Raw genomic sequence first — 16,929 nt, 5'->3', positions numbered from 1 at the left:
CGCCTAGCGCCGGTAAGCGGGCGGCAAATCGCCGCGTTCGAGTGTGCGATAGCGGTCGCGCAGGCGCGTCTGGTGATTTTCGAGCGGCTGTTCCACCCCGTCGATCCACACGCGGATGGGCGCAGAGCTGAGTTCGAGCGGATCGCCATCCCACAGCACCACGTCGCCAATCGCGCCGGGCACCAGCACGTTCGAGTTCTCATACCCCGCCACCCGCGCCGGGATCGAAGTGATCGCGGCAAAGGCCTCGCCCCAGCTAAGGCCCGTTGCCCCCGGCACACGCTCCAGCGCCACCAGATTGCCCGCCTGTTGCGGCAGGCCCTGCGGATAATCGCCGCCTTGTTCGTAGCCGCCAATGGCCACGGTGACACCGGCATCCACCATCCGCCCGACATTGCTTTGCGTCGCGCCCAATCGCTCGAAACTGGAGGGCAGGTCGATAAGCGCGGCGGCGATCACCGGCACGCCCGATGCGGCGATCCGGTCCGCCACCATCCAGCCTTCGGTCACGCCCACCAACACCAGATCGAGCTGCGGAAATTCCTCGCGCAAGGCGAGCACCGAAAGAATGTCCGCCGCGCGGTGGACGGTGACATAGAGCTTCTGCCGCCCCGACACGACCTCGGCGAGTGCCGCTGCGTCGGGCCGCGTCAGCATCCCGTCATCATCCCAGCCATCCGCGCTATAGGCCTCTGCCTCCATCAGCGCGGTGCGCACCATGGCGTGCACCGCCGTCCGGCTGCCGCCTGCAAGCGCCGCCCCGCGCTCGCCCATTTCCACCACCTGGAAAGCGCGGCGCTGGCGCACGGCGTCAAAATCAGCGCCCAGATCGATCACGGCGCCCTGGCCTGCAAAAATGGCCGAGCCCGCGCCCGGCGATACGCTGGCGCGCGTAACTCCGCCCGCGCGGCTGTAGCCCACTTCCTGCGACTGCGGGTTTACTGCGGGCGAAACGTCCAGCGCGGCGTGGAACGGCGATTCGTCGGCATCGACATCATTGCTTTCCGATACCGCGCCGACATCGACGAGGCCGAGATTGGTGATCGAGGCGAACAGGCCCGGCGTGACCCACATGCCCTCGCCATCAACCACGGGAACACCGCCGGGCACAGCCACACCGGTGCCTGCAGCGACCACGCGGCCGCCGCGCACCACCACGGTCGCATTCTCCACCGGCGCGGAACCGTCTCCGCTGGCGAGTGTCGCTCCGGTAATGGCGATATCCTGCGCAGCGAGCGGGGTGGCTCCCAGCGCAAGCGCGGCGACAGACAGCGTCAGGAGGCGCTTCATTTGACGTCTCCTTCACCCGGCTGGCCCAGTTCGAAATCGCTCACCGGGCGTAAGTTGGGATTGTGCATATCGAACATCAGTGCGCCGTCGATCCACACCCGCTCGGGCCGCGAATAGATGCTCAAGGGGTCGCCGTTCCACAGCACGATATCGGCCATTTTGCCCGGCTCAAGGCTGCCGGTCATCGAATCGATGCCCATCGCGCGCGCGGCGTTCAGCGTGATCCAGCTGATGACTTCGGCATCGGGAATGATGATGCCCATCCGGCGGCCATCGGCCTGCGCCTTGGCCGCCTCCTGATTGAGCCGCTGGATGCCGTTCTCGTCATCCGAATGGATCACCACGCAGGCCCCCGCATTGTGGATCATCGCCGCGTTTTCGGGGATCGCATCGTACGCTTCCATCTTGAAGCCGTACCAGTCTGCCCACACCGCGCTGCACACATCATGTTCGCGCAGCAGATCGGCGATTTTGTAGCTTTCCACGGCGTGGTGGAAGGCGGCGACGCGGTAGCCGAACTCTTCCGCCATATCGAGCACCTGCGCCATTTCGTCGGCGCGGTAGCAGTGGTTCTGGATGGTGATGTCACCCGCCAGCACGCCCGCCAGCGTTTCCATGGCGAGATCGCGCGGCGGATCGTCGCGCTCCATCCACGCCTGCGCATCGAGCCAGGTGTCGCGGTTGACCGCCATATTGCCCATGCGGGTGGAAGGCGCCCGACCGCGCCCGCCATAAACGCGCTTGGGGTTCTCCCCGCAGGCCATTTTCATCGAATAGGGCGCACCGGGGAATTTCATGCCCTGCACTGTGCGGCTGTAGACATTCTTGAGCGTGACCGAGCGCCCACCCATGAGGTTTGCTGAGCCGGGAAGTATCTGCAACGAAGTCACCCCGCCATTCGCCAGCGCGCGGCTGAAGCCGGGGTCCTGCGGCCAAACCGAATGTTCGGCCCAGACTTCGGGCGTGGTGGGGCTGGTCGCTTCATTGCCGTCGCTATGTGCCTGCACCGACGGGGTGGGGTAATCGCCCAGATGCGAGTGGATGTCGATAATGCCGGGGGTGACGTAGCGGCCGGTGCCATCGATGCGGGTGTAGCCTTCGGGGATGGCGAGGCTGGCATCGCCAATCGCCACCACTTCGCCCTCGGCAAACAGCACCACGCCGTTTTCGATCATCCCGCCCGCGCCATCATAGATGGTCGCGCCGACCACAGCGGTCGGCACGCCGGGATAGCGTTGATAGGTGGAGGGGTAGGGGTCAGCGGGCGCCTCCCAGCTGTCAGCGGCAGACGCGGCGCTTTGTGCCGAGCCGCCACTATCGCTGGTGGTGGTGCACCCCGCCAGCGCGAGCGCGCTCAGGCTGGCAAATGCGGCGGCAGGGCCGCCTTTCGAGAAAAGACGGCCCATACGCAAATTACCCCTTCGTTGCCGGATGCACACCCGCGCCCTGCGGCTCGCCCGGGCCTTCAGCCTGGCCTGCCAGTTCATCGTCCTTCAGCGTATCAAGATGCATCAGCTTCTTGATCAGCGGGCTGACGATCATCACCGCCACACCGATGCCGACGGCATACCAGCCGACCGTGGTGTAAACATCGAGCACCAGCTGCTTGCCCGCTTCCTCGCCCACACCTTCGCCGCCGGTGGCCGACGCGATCAGGCCTGCGGCGAAGTTGCCGGTCGCCGAAGCGAAGAACCAGGTGCCCATGATCAGCGAGGCCATATGTCCCGGCGACAAGCGGTTCATCGCCGACAGGCCAACAGGGCTCAGGCACAGCTCGCCCGTGGTGTGCAGCAGATAGATGAGGAAGATGAAAATCACCGGCGTCGGCACATTCACACCCACGCTCTGCGCACCCCAGACCAGCACAAGGAAGCCAAGGCCGACCTGCACCACGGCAAGGCCGAATTTCATCGGCGTGCTGGGCTCTGCTCCCTTGCGCGCCAGCCCCTGCCACAGCATCGCAAACAGCGGGGCGAGCAGCACGATGTAGATCGCATTGATTGACTGGAACATCGAGGCATTCACGCCCTGCGTGTCGACATGGCGATCGGTAAACACGTTGAGCGACGATCCCGCCTGTTCGAACAGTGCCCAGAAGACAATCGACACGAGGATGAGGAACATCGCCGCAAAGATGCGGTTGCGTTCCTCGGGTTGCAGCTTGGTGACTGCCGTGAACAGCACATAGGCAACGAGGCTGCCGCCGAAGATGCCGAGCACGCCGCCCACCAGTTCCTGATACTGGATGGCGAGCCAGCAGAGCGCCACCATGGCGAGGCCAAGGCCGTAAATGCCCCATTCCTTGCCACCGGCGATCTTGGCCGGATCCTTCGGCTCACCCTTGCCCAGCAGCAGCGGCTTGCCGACAATGAAGAAGATCAGGCCGACGAGCATCCCGAAACCGGCGAGGCCGAAGCCGTATTCCCAGCCCACCGTCTGGCCGAGATAGCCGCAGATGATCGATGCGGTCGCCGCGCCGACATTGATGCCCATGTAGAAGATCGTGTAGGCGGGATCGCGGCGGATATCGGTGCGCGAATAGAGCTGGCCCACCAGCACCGAGATATTTGCCTTCAGGAAGCCCGAACCGACAATGATCAGCGCCAGCGCGAGCCAGAACACGTTGATCATCGGGTTGTCTTGCCCCAGCGAGCCATCGCCTTCGAACGCCATAAAGAAGTGGCCGAAAGTCAGCAGCACCGCACCAAACAGCACTGCCTTGCGCTGGCCCAAATAGCGGTCAGCCAGATAGCCGCCGACAACCGGCGCTATGTAAACCAGCGCGGTGTACGCACCGTAGATCACATAGGCCTTTTCTTCGGCGAACATCCAATGCTGGATCAGGTAGAAGATCAGCAGCGCGCGCATCCCGTAATAGGAAAAACGCTCCCACATTTCGGCCATGAACAGCAGGAACAGACCTTTGGGGTGCCCGATCACCTCTTCCTGCGGGCGGGTGATCAGCACGAGCCCGCCGATCAAAAATGCCAGCAAGGCGATCACCGCCACGCGGAATGTCCACATTTCGAATGCGGAATCGAATGTAAAGAAGACCCCATCGACCATAACAGTCTCAACCCTTGTTCTTGTGTCCGCTGCTTCTGTGAATGGCGCGGATCAACCCCGAAAGAGCGGCACAGTAACGATTGTTTCACCATTGTGAAGCGCATTTCGTTGCGTCTGAAACCTTGGGCTTTGGCCTGTATCGGCACCGCGCGGCTTGACCTGCCCCGCTGTATTATGGCACTGATGCACCCTATGGCTGACATCCGCCCCGTTTACCTCCGCCTGCGCGAACAAATCGCCGCTGCCATTATCGACGGGCATTACAAGCCGGGCGATATGCTCCCCTCGGTGCGCGCTTTTGCTGCCGACCAGGGGGCCAATCCGCTCACCGTTGCCAAGGCCTACCAGCAATTCCAGGCCGACGGCCTGATCCGCGTGCAGCGCGGGGTCGGAATGTTCGTCAAAGACGGCGCGGCGGACCGGTTGCGGGCGAGCGAGCGGGAGGAATTCCTGCGCGAGGAATGGCCCTCCATCCGCGAGCGGATCGAGCGGCTGGGGCTCGACCTGCACGATCTCGCCGCCAAGGCCTGACCCGCCCAAATCGCCGGCGATTTTACAGATCTTGCGCAAAATGCGGAAGAATGGCGCGGATGCATTGCGTATCGGAACCTTTTCTGCCAGTTTCTCCGGACTGCGCGCTGCTGGGGGACGCACGGCGCGCCAATGATAATCGGTGGTAACACTTTCGACGGTGACAAAGGGGTCGCACCCAACAGCCCGATCGGGGAGCGATATGATCAGGTCCGAACTTCTCCAGGCATTGGCAGCGGATAATCCAGAACTGCGCGCCGAAGAGGTCGAACAGGTAGTCGACATTTTCTTTGACGAAATAGCCGCGAGGCTGGCCGAAGGCGGCCGCGTGGAATTGCGCGGTTTCGGCACCTTCTCCACCCGCCAGCGCGAATCGCGCACCGGTCGCAATCCGCGCACCGGCGACTCGGTGGAAGTGCCCGCCAAGCGCGTGCCCTATTTCAAGCCCGGCAAGGAAATGCGCGAGCGGCTGAACAGCTGACCTGAGCTTTCGGCGTTAAACGGCTTGTCAGATCGCCGCGCTTGCGTAATCTGCCAGCGAAAGTGCCGGAGATGAGCTATGCGGTTGCAAATTGTTGTCGCTTTTGTCGCGTTAGTTGGTCTGGGTGGTTGTACAACTACTCCCGACCCCGCAGGCAGTGCCGACAGCACCTTTGATTGGCCCATGGTCTCGCAGACCCAGTTGCGCGGCGCTGACTTGGAAGCCGCTATCGTGACAGCGTCGGCCAGTCCGCTCGGTTCGTTTGAAAATCCGGTTCGTGCGGCAAGGCCGTCTGGCCAAAGAGACTATCTTGAGCGCCTTCGTTGTGCCGATGGCACTGCGCCGCGTTTTCAGCGCACAGGCAGTCTGGGCCCAGGCGTTTTCGGCAGCATTGTCGATGGTTACCGCGTCGACTGCGCGGACGGCTACCAAGCCGATGTCGTGATGGATATGTACCATCGCAATCATGTCGAGCTGGGCGCAGTTCCCGGTTTCACCGTCCTCGCGCCCTGACAGGCTGGCCACCCGGCCCCACCCGCGCTAGTCGACGCGAATGAAATTACGCGGGCGTGGCGGAATGGTAGACGCCGGGGACTTAAAATCCCCTGTCCTTTTGAGACGTGTGGGTTCGAGTCCCACCGCCCGCACCAGTTTTGACTGGAGAAAACCATCGGGGGATGGTTTTGCGTCAAAGCTCCCGAGCGTGAGCGAAGGGCACCCTTCCATCTTGTCCCTTGCGCGCAGCAGCCCGTAAAGACAGCCGAAACCTTCGTCTGCGGCAATTGCGTAGGGCCGCGCCACGGATCCGCAAAGGATAATCCGGCTACATCCCCGATCCAACGCAATCTCCGGGGAAGAAGATGGCCGACGTGCTCCCAGCAAGAATCTCTTCGCAAGCGCCCGGTGCTCCGGCGGCGGCGCAGGGTATCGAAGGGCGCAGCGCGCGGCGCTATACGCTGCTTATCCGCTCGGCGAAGTTGCTGATCGGCGGCTGCGAATATCTGTGTATCATGCGCGATGCCTCCGAAACGGGCGTTTCGGTGCGGATTTTCCACCCCCTGCCCGCCCATCACGATACTGTGATCGAAATGCAGAATGGTGATCGCCACCGCCTGGAACTGGTGTGGCAGGATGCGGAGCGCGCGGGCTTTCGTTTTTGTGGCCCCGCCAGCATCTCCCGGATCATCGAATGTCCCAGCGACTTTGCCAAACGCCCGGTGCGGCTCAATCTGTCGGCGCCCGCGCAGATCGAGATAATGGGTAAACCCGATTATGCCGAATTGCGGGATATCAGCCAGCAAGGGGCAAAAATCGCCTGCAACCGCCATCTCGCCATCGACCAGCAGGTGAAGCTGTTGGTTGACGGGATGCGCGATGTTTTTGCCAAAGTGCGCTGGCGGCGCGACGGGATGATGGGGCTGGTGTTCGAAGAAACGCTCCAGCTGGACGAACTCGCCCGCATCGCCTGCCGTTTGCAAGATGGCGGGTGAGCTGGCTCAGGCCGGGCGGAAATCCATTGCCACGCCGTTGATGCAGTGCCGGTGCCCGGTCGGGCGCGGGCCATCATCAAAGCGGTGCCCCAGATGTCCGCCGCAATCGGCGCAATGGATCTCGCGCCGGGCATAGCCGAGGTGGTAATCGGTCGAATAGCCCACTGCGCCGCTTTCAATCGGCTGCCAGAAGCTGGGCCAGCCGGTGCCGCTGTCGAATTTGTGCGCGCTCGAATACAGCCGGTTGCTGCACCCAGCGCAAACAAAGGTGCCGCGACGGCCCTCGCGGTCGAGCGGCGAGCTGAACGCGCGTTCCGTCCCTGCACGGCGCAGGATGCGGAATTCCTCGGCGGTCAGGCGGCGGCGCCATTCCTCTTCGCTGTAGTTCACGCGGAAGCGTTCCTGCGCGCGCACTTCGCTGCCGCACGCGCCCAGCACGGGAAGCGATGCGCCTGCGCCCAGCCAGACGAGCAGCTTGCGGCGGTTGATCTCGGTTTTGCCCATACGTCACCTCTACGGCGTCAGAATTGAACTGTTCCTGACAGTGCCCGCAGAAGCGTGTCGCTGTCAGCCTGCCTCTTTGGCCACCGCCTGCGCCCGCGCCGGAAAGCCGAGGCCGAACCTGCGCCGCGATTGGCGCGGGCCCGATTTCATCACGCGGCGACGGAAAAGGTTCGCGCCGAGCTTGACGAAAATGAACACCCACAAGCCTTGCCAGCCCAAGGCCAGCAGATGCGGCCACAGCGATTCCTCCACAGCCGCCCGCGCCACCATGGCAAAAGGCGAGCTTAGCGGGAATGCCATGGCTCCATATTCGATCAGACCGCCCCGGTCGGTTACTGCAAGGCTGGCAAAAAAGAACACGAGGATCTGGAACATCGTGGCGGGCATGGACAGCGTCTGCACTTCGCGCACCGTGCTGGCGAGCGAGCCGACAGCGAGGAAGATGCTCCCCAGCAGCAAATAGCCCATGGCGAAATAGAGCGGGAAGAGCAGGAAGAACATCGGCCAGCCGACGCCCGGATTGGCGTAATCGGAAAGGGATTGGCCGCCTGCAAACAGGATGGCCGCGCCGCAGGTTCCCCACACCGCAATGCCAACCACCGAGACGCCAAGCATGGCAAACAATTTGCCCATGAACAAAGCGTCCATCGGGATCGCGGCGGCGAGCACTTCGATGATCTTGTTGCCCTTTTCCTCTACCAGATTGGACAGCACCATACTGGCGAGCAGCATAATAAGGAGGAACAGCAGCACTTGCCCGATCTGCGCGGTGCGCAAGCGGCCCGAGGTCTCTGCCGCGCCGCTGGTGCCGACAATCGCCGTTTCGACCGATGCCGGTGCGGGAACGCTGCCCGCCTGCGCATTTCCGGCGACCAGTCCGACAACGCCTTGCCAGCGCGCGGCGCGTTCCTCGGTTGCGGTGAGCACCGGCGCGTCGAGCGTGCCGGTGACCACGGCGGCCAGACTGCCCTCGGCGCGTTCGAGCACGGCACGCGCATCATAGGCTTCGCCGGGGCGCAACCGCTCAAGTTCGACCATGGGCGGGACGACGCCCGGCATTTGCTCTGCCAGCGCCCCGCGCGCGGCGAGCATGGCGTCAACATCCTTTGCTTCCATCGCAATGCCGATATCGGCCACCGCCGCTTCGGACTGCACCTGCGCGCCGACGCCGCCTGCCAGCCCCATCACGATGACCGGGAACAGCGGCCCCAGCAGGAAGAAAATGAAGCTGCGGCTGAACAGGATGGCGGAGAAATCGCGGCGGGCAACAACCCATGCGGCGCGCCACATCGGCAGGCGGCCGCCTTCGCTGATGGCGGTCTGGCTCATGCCGGTTCTCCTGCGGCGTTGGTAATCATATCGGCTGCCGCCGCCTCACCGGCGATGGCGACGAAAGCATCGTGCAGTCCGGCGCGCTCGATGGAAAGCGACTGGATGCCCGCATCGCCTTCGATCAGTGCCTTCAAGAGTGGTTCGACCCCGCTCTCGGGCAGCGGGAAATACCAGAAATCGCCCACGCGGCGGGTGTCGGCGGGCAGCGCCGCGCGCCATGGCCCTTCGGCATTGCGCGTTTCCAGCCGCACCTGCGCCGGAATCCGGTCGCGCGCTTCGTCCACCCGGCCGGTGAAGGGGACCTTGCCGCCCGCGATAATCGCAATCCCTTCGCACAGCCGTTCGGCATGGGCGATCACGTGGGTGGAGAAGATCACCGTCGTGCCCTTGTCCGCAAGGCCGCGGATCAGCACTTCCAATTTGCCCTGGTTGATCGCGTCCAAACCGCTGAACGGCTCGTCGAACACCACCAGCTTGGGCTCATGCACCAGAGTGCCGAGCAATTGCACGGTCTGCGCCATGCCTTTGGAAAGCTGGCGGATCTGCTTGTCGATCGCGTGGCCGAGGCCGTGCTGCTCCAGCAATTCCTTGCCGCGTTTGCGCCCTGTATCCAGCGGTACACCGCGCAGCGCGCCCATAAAGGCAATCGCTTCAAAGCATTTCATCGCCGGATACAGGCCGCGCTCTTCGGGCAGATAACCGATGCGGCGGGCGACATTCTGCGGGTTTTCCGCGCCCAGCACGCGGCGGTATCCGGCATCGGGATCGATAATGCCCAGCAGCATCCGCAAGGTCGTGGTTTTGCCCGCGCCATTGGGGCCGAGAATGCCGTAAATCGCGCCTTCGGGAATGGCGATATCCACCCCGTCTACGGCCAGCGTCGTATCGAAACGCTTCACCAGACCGCGCGCCTCGATGGCGAGCGGACGGGGATCGGTGATTTCGCGTTCGGGTGTAATAGAGGTCGCCATATCCATGCTCTGCCCGCTACAGGGGAGGAATGAACGGGACGCCCTCCCATTATGGTTAACACACCGGTTACGCTGTCGCTTGAGGAACGCCTGCGCGCCAAAGCGCGCGAGCTGGGCTTTGTGGCGGTGGGCATCGCGCCTGCAGCAGACGATCCGCTGCGCGCGCAGCGGCTGCATGAATGGCTGGCGGCGGGCTTTCATGGCAACATGGGCTGGATGGAAGACCGCGCCGAGGTGCGCCAGGGCCCGCAATCGATGTGGCCGGAGGCGAAAAGCGTGATCGCGCTCGGCATGAGCTATGCGCCCGATACCGATCCGCTGGCGCTGGAAGGCGATGCCGAGCGGGCGCGCATTTCGGTCTATGCCCAAGGGCGCGATTATCACGACACGGTGAAAAAGGCGCTGAAGGCGCTCGCCCGCTGGCTCTGCGAGCAGGAACCGGCAGCGCAGCTCAAGGTCTTCGTCGATACCGCGCCGGTGATGGAAAAGCCGCTGGGCGAGGCGGCGGGGCTCGGCTGGCAGGGCAAGCACACCAATATGGTTAGCCGTGAACACGGCAACTGGCTATTTCTCGGCGCGATTTACACCACGTTGGAACTGGCACCGGATGCGCCCCATGAAGACCGCTGTGGCTCGTGCACCGCGTGCCAGACCGCCTGCCCGACCGATGCTTTCCCGCAAACCTACCGGTTAGACGCGCGGCGGTGCATTTCCTACCTCACGATCGAGCACAAGGGGCCGATCCCCGAGGAATTCCGCGAAGCCATTGGCAACCGCATCTATGGCTGCGACGATTGCCTTGCCGTGTGTCCATGGAACAAATTTGCCGACAGCGCTGCCCGCAACCGCGCCTTCGCCCCGCGCGAGGATCTGGTCGCGCCGCGTCTCGATGAATTGCTGGCGTTGGAGGATGCGGGCTTTCGCGCGAAATTCTCCGGCTCGCCAATCAAGCGGATCGGTCGCAACCGTTTCGTGCGCAATTGCCTGATCGCGGCGGGCAATAGCGGGAATGCGGCGTTAACAGAGCAGGTCGCTGCGCTGACGCAGGATGCGGATGAAGTGGTGGCGGAGGCGGCGCGGTGGGCTTTAGGAAAACTCCCCTCCTCTTCAGAGGAGGGGCAGTGAGACTTGGCAGCTTGCCTGCCTAGTCGCAGCGGGGTGGTGCTTGCAGCACCAGCGCGGTCGTGCGACCGCGCAACCACCCCCAACCCCCTCCTTTGAAAAGGAGGGGGCTCCTCAGCTCAGCGCAAATCCTTGAGCACCACGTCAGGGTTCGCCAGATCGGCGGGATCGACTTCCACCCGCGCTTCTATCAGCTTGCGGCCCTGTACATAGCAGCGCGTCGAGTTGACCGCGTCCACCGCAATCACCCGCCCATCCTTCATATACAGCACCGAAAAGCTGCGGCTCGCCGGGTCGCCGCGCAGCACCGCCTGATCATGCCCCATGCTGAGCCCGGCGGTCTGCAACTTCAGATCATACTGGTTCGACCAGAACCACGGGAAGGCGGCGTAGGGCTGCTTCTCGCCGCAAATCGCCTTCGCCGCGGTGGTCGCCATATCATGCGCGTTTTGCACGCTTTCGAGCCGGATGACCGCGCCGTCCGCCCAGACATTGGCGTGCGCCGCGCAATCGCCGATAGCGTAGATGTGCGGCAGGCTGGTGTGGCAGAGCTCGCTGACATCAACCCCGTTGGCGCCCGCCGCGCCCGCCGCGATCAGCGGGCCGACCGCCGGAACGATGCCGATGCCCACCACCACGCCGTCACACGCAATCGCCTCGCCATTGGCCAGCACCACGCTTTCGACACGGGTCGCGCCCGTCAGCCGTTCGACGCCGACGCCCAGCCGCAGTTCGATGCCCTGCCTTGTGTGTTCGTCCTGATAGAAGCGTGACAGTTCCTCGCCCGCGACGCGGTTCAACACGCGGTCTTGCGCTTCCACCAGCGTGACCTTGCGGCCGAGCTTGCGCAGCACCGCTGCGGCCTCCAGCCCGATATAGCCGCCGCCGATCACCACGAAATGCTGCGCGCCGTCGGCCAGATCGGCCAACAAGGCATCCACATCGCGCTTGTCGCGCACCGCGTGCACGCCATCGAGATGGCCGCCGGGGCATGACAGCCGCCGCGCATCGCCGCCCGCAGCCCAGATCAACCGTCCGTAACCGATGCGGTCGCCCGATCCGAGGATGACTTCCTTCGCTTCGGGATCAATCTTCGTCACCGATTGACCGAGTATCAGCGTGATCGCCTTTTCCCCCCAGAAGGCTTCGGGGCGGATCAGCAGGCGTTCGAACGGCTTGTCACCCGCCAGATACTCCTTGGAGAGCGGCGGGCGTTCATAAGGCGGTTCGCGGTCGCGGCCGATCATGCCGATCGTTCCCGCAAAACCGTTCTGGCGCAAGGCAATCGCGGCTTGCGCGCCGCCATGCCCGGTGCCGACAATCACAACATCGAACTGGTTCATGGCGCGGTGAGTGGGCAAAATCGGCGGCGCGGTCAAGCCGAGAGGCGGCGTCGCGTTAACCCTGTAACAAATTGCGCGCCTGGCTGGCGATCTGCGCGAGCATGGCGGGAGCAACCGGGGTTGCTGCCTTCGCCCGCGTGATCATCCGCCGGAAATGCGCAATCGCGTTTTCATTGGCTTGCGTCCACTCGGCAATCAGCGCCTGCGGGTCACCGGAATTTTTGCCACGCTTGCGGGCAAGGCCGCGCAGGAAATCGAATCGCATCTGCTGGAAATCGCGCGCAAGGCCGGAAACGAGCAAGCGCTCCCACGGATCGGTCGGGCTCATCACCGCAGCGCGCGACTGTGCCCAGTCGATGCCCAGCTGCGCGCCGAGATCAATAAAGGCGTGCGCCAGATCGAGCGGGGCGAGCCCGGTATCGGCTGCCAGCCGCGACAGGCCGATGGCCCCGTCAAAGGCGAACAGGCGGGCGACCATCTGCGCGTGTTCTCCGCTTGCACCCTTTTCCACCATGCTGGCCGCAAGCGCATCGACATGGGCGCGCGCTTCATCGCCCAGCAGGGTTTCGGCCTGCCCGTTGAGCGTGCTGACCATCTCGCCGATCTCGGCAATCAGAGTGGATGGCGCAAACCCCGCATTACAGGCGCGCAGCAAATCGGCGATATGCGCGCGCAGCGCCAGCGCCGCCTGATCGAACAGCATCAGCCGCGCGGTTTCGGGCATCGCCTCGGTATCGAGCGTGTGCCAGATCTCGTCCATGCCGATCAGGCGGCTGGCCGCGACAAAGCCGGCGGCGATGGCGGCAAGCCCCGCGCCTTCTTCTTCGGCCAGTTCGAAGGGATGCAGCATTCCCATGCGGTTGACGATCTGGTTCGCCACCACGGTGCCGACAATTTCCTTGCGCAGCCGGTGGTCGAGCAATTGCCCGGCGAATTGTTCTTGCAATTGCGGCGGGAAATCGCCCAGCACCAGCGCATTGGCGGTCTCATCGTCAGCCAGCGCGCTGCCTTCCACCGCTTCCTGCAAGGTCAGCTTGGAATAGGACAGCAGCACCGCCAGTTCGGGGCGGGTCAGGCCCTGCCCTTCACCAGCGCGGCGCGCCAGTGCCTCGCTATTGCCCAGCCCTTCATTGGCGCGGTTGAGCCCGGCCAGGTCTTCGAGCATTTCGATGAGCCGCGCCTGCGCGCTGACCGTGCGGCAGCCGCCCTGCTCGGCAATCGACAGGGCCAGCGCCTGCAAGCGATTGTCTTCCAATACCAGCTCGGCAACCTCGTCGGTCATATCGGCGAGCAGCGCGTTGCGGCGCTCTTCGGACAAGCGCCCGGCGCGGCGCGCCGCGGTGAGCGCGATCTTGATATTGACCTCGTTATCCGAGCAATCGACACCCGCCGAATTGTCGATGAAATCGGTGTTCACGCGCCCGCCGCCGAGCGAAAATTCCACGCGGCCCGCTTGCGTCACGCCCAGATTGGCGCCTTCGCCGATCACCTTGGCACGCAGCTCCTCGGCATTCACCCGCAAGGCGTCATTCGCCGGATCGCCGACATCGGCGCTACTCTCGTGGCTCGCCTTGATATAGGTGCCTATGCCGCCGAACCAGATGAGGTCGGCATCGCTTTTGAGGATCAGCGCGATCAGCGTGTCAGGATCGAGCGCGCCGTCCTTCAAATCGCTGTCATGGATGCCCAAGGCCTCCATCGCTTGCGCCGACAATTCAATGCGCTTGCTGCTGCGCGGAATGATCGCGCCGCCCGTGGAGAGCAGCTTTTCCGAATAGTCCGCCCAGCTTGACCGCTCCATTTCGAACAGGCGCTTGCGCTCTTTCCAGCTGGCTGCGGGGTCGGGGTCGGGATCGATGAAGATATGCCGGTGGTCGAACGCGGCGACCAGCTTGATCGCTTGCGACAGCAGCATCCCGTTGCCGAACACGTCGCCCGACATATCCCCGCAGCCGACCACGCGCACCGGATCGGTCTGCACATCGACGCCCATTTCGAGGAAGTGCCGCTGCACGCACACCCACGCACCGCGCGCGGTGATGCCCATCGCCTTGTGGTCGTATCCGTTGGAGCCGCCGCTGGCGAACGCATCGCCCAGCCAGAAATCCCGCTCCAGCGCGATGGCATTGGCGGTGTCGGAGAAGGTCGCCGTGCCCTTGTCCGCCGCGACCACGAAATACGGGTCTTCCCCGTCATGGATCACGACGCTTTCGGGATGCACCACCTTGTCCTCGACGATATTGTCGGTGATCGAAAGCAGCGTGCGGATAAACAGCTTGTAGCTTTCCTTGCCCTCGGCAAACCACGCATCGCGGTCCACCGCCGGATTGGGCAGGCGCTTGGGATAGAAGCCGCCTTTCGCGCCGGTCGGCACGATCACGGCGTTCTTCACCTTCTGCGCTTTCATCAGGCCGAGGATTTCGGTGCGGAAATCGTCGCGCCGGTCAGACCAGCGCAGCCCTCCGCGCGCCACCGGCCCGGCGCGCAAGTGGATGCCCTCGACGCGGCGCGAATAGACGAAAATCTCGCGCCATGGAACGGGCGCGGGCAGGCCGGGCACCTGCGCGCTATCCAGTTTGAACGCGAGCGCATCGGCGGCAGCCGGCGCGAAGGCATTGGTGCGCAGCACCGCGCGGATCGTCGCCCAATAGCGGCGCAGCAGCCGGTCGTCATTGATCGCGCCCACTTGCGCGAGCCCGGCGCGGATATCATCCTCGACCTCTGCCACAGCCTTGTCGCGGTCACCCTTGAACGCGGGATCGTGCAGCGTGCGCAGCAGCGTGATTAGGCCGCGCGTCACATCGGGCGCGCCTGCCAATGCATCGACCACAGTATAGATCGTAAAGGCAATGTTCGACTGGCGCAGATAGCGATAGAAGGCGCGCAGCCAGTCGGCTTCCTGCGCATTCAGGCGGCAGGCGATGACGAGGCGGTTGAAAACATCGTCCTCGGCGTGTTCGTTGAGCACGCTCGATATCGCCGCTTCGATAACGTCCGCGCGTTCGAGCAGCGCATCCACTTCCATTCCGGCGGGCAGGCCGAGCACGAAATCGTGGATCGTGCCGGTATCCTCGCCGCCCAGCTCGCTGGGAACTTCCGACAACACGCGGAAGCCGAAGTTTTCGAGCGCGGGAACGGCATCGGACAGCGGCAGCGCGCCATGATGCTGGTAAATCTTGAGCCGCAGGCGTCCTTCTTCATCGGCGGGCGAGTGGTACAGCCGGGCATCGCGCCCCTGGCCCGCTTCACCGGCATGGGCGGCAAGATTGCGCAGCCGCAGAATGTCGGTTGCCGCTTCCTGCGCTCCATAGGTGGCGCGGTAGAAGGGCGGGAAGCTCTCCGCATAGCGCATGGCAAGCGCGGCGGCGCGGCTTGGTTCTTCCTGCGCGGCCAGCGCCTCTTCCACGGCATCGGTCCAGCCGCGCAGCATCGCGCCGAGCGCGGCGTCCACCGCTGCACTGTCGGCGCTGGTATCGGTCCCACGGAAGTCCATGACATAGCGCAGCAGCGCCAGATTGCCGCCTTCGACCATCAGGCTCCAGTCGAGCGTTTGCGCGCCGGTATGCGCTTCGAGCAGGTCTTCCACCTGCAAACGCACCGTGGTGGAGAGCATATCGCGCGGCAGCCAGACGAAGCCGAACAAATGCCGTTCGAGCGGCGCGGTGACCAGCGTCGCGCGCGGGCGCGGACGGTCGGTCAGCCCCATCATCGAGGTGGCGACGCGGGTGATATCATCGTCCGAGAAGCTGATGATAAGATCGTGCGGCAGCGCGGTGAGCGCGTGCACCAGCGCCTTGTAATCATGGCTGCCCGCTTCGAAGTCGAGCCGCTCCATGATCCCCTTGAGCTGCTGGCGCAGCACTGGCACGCTATCGGGCGGGGAAACCAGCGCGGCACTGGTCCAGATGCCCGCATGGACGGACAGGGCTTCCACCCGCCCCTTCTGCATGATCGGAACGATAAACAGGTCGAGCGGCACGCGGCGGTGCACCTTGGCGATGCGGTTGGCTTTCAGGATCAGCGGGCTGCGGCCGGGCTTGCCATTCTGGCGCGGCAATTCGCCGTCAAACCAGGCGAACGCCTTGTCGAACGCATCATCGGCCAGCAGATCGGGAGTCGAGCGGCGGCAGATGCCCATGACATCGCGCGTCTCGCCGTCGCGGGTGCGGGTGAGGTGGCCCAGTTGCGTCATCATGCCACTGGCCAGCCAGCGCAGCAGCGCCGCGCCTTCGCCATCGGACAGGCGATCCGCATCGTCTTCCATCATCTGCCGCATTTGCGGCCAGTCGGCCACGCAAGCGCGCACATCGAGCAGCGCGGCTTCGAGCTCCGCTTCCAGCGCGCGGCGTTGCTTGGCGTCAAGCCGCGGCGTTTCGAGATAGACCCAGCTTTCCTTGCGCTCGCCCGTGCCATCGCCTTCAGGCAGTTCGCACAGCACGCCATCCTTGCGGCGGACGGGGAGGATCGGGTGGACGAGCACATCGATCGGCAGGCCATGGGCAGCCATCGCCGCGCCGATCGAATCGACCAGGAACGGCATATCCTTGTTGATAATGGCGATGCGCATAAAGCGCCGCCCTTCTGCGGCCGAGCGGATCAGGATCGCGGGCTTGCCATCCTCGCGCGTGCGCGCCGCTTCGATCACAAACGCGGTGGCGGCATCCAGCTGCTCGCCTTCGAGCGGAGTTTCGCCGGGCAGGATCGACGTGCTGATCCGTGCGCGCAGGGAGCTGGCAAAGCCCTGCTCCTCTTTGGTCAATTCGGAAAAGGCAGCGCTCTTGGTGCTCGTGCTCGGCATA

13 protein-coding genes and 1 tRNA gene are annotated in these 16,929 nt (G+C 64.2%); 6 read left to right on the top strand and 8 right to left on the bottom strand.

Annotation, left to right across the window (positions count from 1 at the left end):
* Positions 1-3 precede the first annotated feature (3 nt).
* From GC121_RS04580 to GC121_RS04570, 3 genes are read right to left on the bottom strand one after another with little or no spacing between them, the layout of a single operon-like run.
* Complete coding sequence (locus GC121_RS04580) at positions 4-1,290, bottom strand: amidohydrolase family protein (RefSeq protein ID WP_151972975.1); 1,287 nt, start codon at positions 1,288-1,290, stop codon at positions 4-6.
* Complete coding sequence (locus GC121_RS04575; RefSeq protein ID WP_151972974.1) at positions 1,287-2,696, bottom strand: amidohydrolase; 1,410 nt, start codon at positions 2,694-2,696, stop codon at positions 1,287-1,289. The genes GC121_RS04580 and GC121_RS04575 overlap by 4 nt, the downstream gene beginning before the upstream one ends.
* A 7-nt stretch (positions 2,697-2,703) precedes the next feature.
* Entirely contained in the window at positions 2,704-4,356 is a 1,653-nt protein-coding gene (locus GC121_RS04570) for a peptide MFS transporter (protein ID WP_151972973.1), read from the bottom strand.
* A gap of 192 nt (positions 4,357-4,548) precedes the next feature.
* On the opposite strand from GC121_RS04570, the gene GC121_RS04565 reads away from it, so the two are divergent.
* From GC121_RS04565 to GC121_RS04545, 5 genes are all read left to right on the top strand, one after another.
* Positions 4,549-4,887: a GntR family transcriptional regulator gene (locus GC121_RS04565; RefSeq protein WP_151972972.1), complete on the top strand. Its 339-nt coding sequence runs from the start codon at positions 4,549-4,551 to the stop codon at positions 4,885-4,887.
* A 202-nt stretch (positions 4,888-5,089) separates the two neighbouring features.
* Entirely contained in the window at positions 5,090-5,368 is a 279-nt protein-coding gene (locus GC121_RS04560; protein ID WP_151972971.1) for an integration host factor subunit beta, read from the top strand.
* A gap of 78 nt (positions 5,369-5,446) precedes the next feature.
* Positions 5,447-5,881 (top strand): hypothetical protein, encoded by a 435-nt coding sequence (locus GC121_RS04555; RefSeq protein ID WP_151972970.1) that lies wholly within the window; start codon positions 5,447-5,449, stop codon positions 5,879-5,881.
* Between the two features lie 50 nt (positions 5,882-5,931).
* Positions 5,932-6,018 (top strand) — tRNA-Leu (locus GC121_RS04550).
* A gap of 210 nt (positions 6,019-6,228) precedes the next feature.
* The gene (locus tag GC121_RS04545; RefSeq protein WP_151972969.1) at positions 6,229-6,858 is read left to right on the top strand and encodes a PilZ domain-containing protein; all 630 of its coding nucleotides are present in this window, start codon (positions 6,229-6,231) and stop codon (positions 6,856-6,858) included.
* Positions 6,859-6,864: 6 nt separating this feature from the next.
* On the opposite strand, the gene msrB is transcribed toward GC121_RS04545, so the two are convergent.
* The 3 genes from msrB to GC121_RS04530 all read right to left on the bottom strand — a co-directional run bounded on the left by msrB (position 6,865) and on the right by GC121_RS04530 (position 9,665).
* Positions 6,865-7,362, bottom strand: coding sequence for a peptide-methionine (R)-S-oxide reductase MsrB (gene msrB, locus GC121_RS04540; RefSeq protein WP_151972968.1), 498 nt, complete (start codon positions 7,360-7,362; stop codon positions 6,865-6,867).
* A gap of 63 nt (positions 7,363-7,425) precedes the next feature.
* The gene (locus tag GC121_RS04535) at positions 7,426-8,691 is read right to left on the bottom strand and encodes an ABC transporter permease (RefSeq protein WP_199857753.1); all 1,266 of its coding nucleotides are present in this window, start codon (positions 8,689-8,691) and stop codon (positions 7,426-7,428) included.
* Positions 8,688-9,665 (bottom strand): ABC transporter ATP-binding protein, encoded by a 978-nt coding sequence (locus GC121_RS04530; RefSeq protein WP_151972967.1) that lies wholly within the window; start codon positions 9,663-9,665, stop codon positions 8,688-8,690. The genes GC121_RS04535 and GC121_RS04530 overlap by 4 nt, the downstream gene beginning before the upstream one ends.
* A 51-nt stretch (positions 9,666-9,716) precedes the next feature.
* Here GC121_RS04530 and queG point away from each other — a divergent pair, with 51 nt between their 5' ends.
* Positions 9,717-10,790 (top strand): tRNA epoxyqueuosine(34) reductase QueG, encoded by a 1,074-nt coding sequence (queG, locus tag GC121_RS04525; protein WP_151972966.1) that lies wholly within the window; start codon positions 9,717-9,719, stop codon positions 10,788-10,790.
* Between the two features lie 116 nt (positions 10,791-10,906).
* Here the strand turns inward: queG and GC121_RS04520 are convergent, their stop codons facing one another.
* Positions 10,907-12,130 carry an NAD(P)/FAD-dependent oxidoreductase gene (locus GC121_RS04520; RefSeq protein WP_151972965.1) on the bottom strand — a complete coding sequence of 408 codons (1,224 nt, stop codon included), beginning with the start codon at positions 12,128-12,130 and terminating at the stop codon, positions 10,907-10,909.
* Between the two features lie 55 nt (positions 12,131-12,185).
* The gene (locus GC121_RS04515) at positions 12,186-16,928 is read right to left on the bottom strand and encodes an NAD-glutamate dehydrogenase domain-containing protein (RefSeq protein WP_151972964.1); all 4,743 of its coding nucleotides are present in this window, start codon (positions 16,926-16,928) and stop codon (positions 12,186-12,188) included.
* Position 16,929 lies beyond the last annotated feature (1 nt).

Source organism: Erythrobacter sp. EC-HK427 (genome assembly GCF_902498745.1).
Classification (GTDB): domain Bacteria; phylum Pseudomonadota; class Alphaproteobacteria; order Sphingomonadales; family Sphingomonadaceae; genus Alteraurantiacibacter.
The sequence above is the reverse complement of the archived record's forward strand: the minus strand, read 5'-3'. Positions and strand labels throughout refer to the sequence as shown.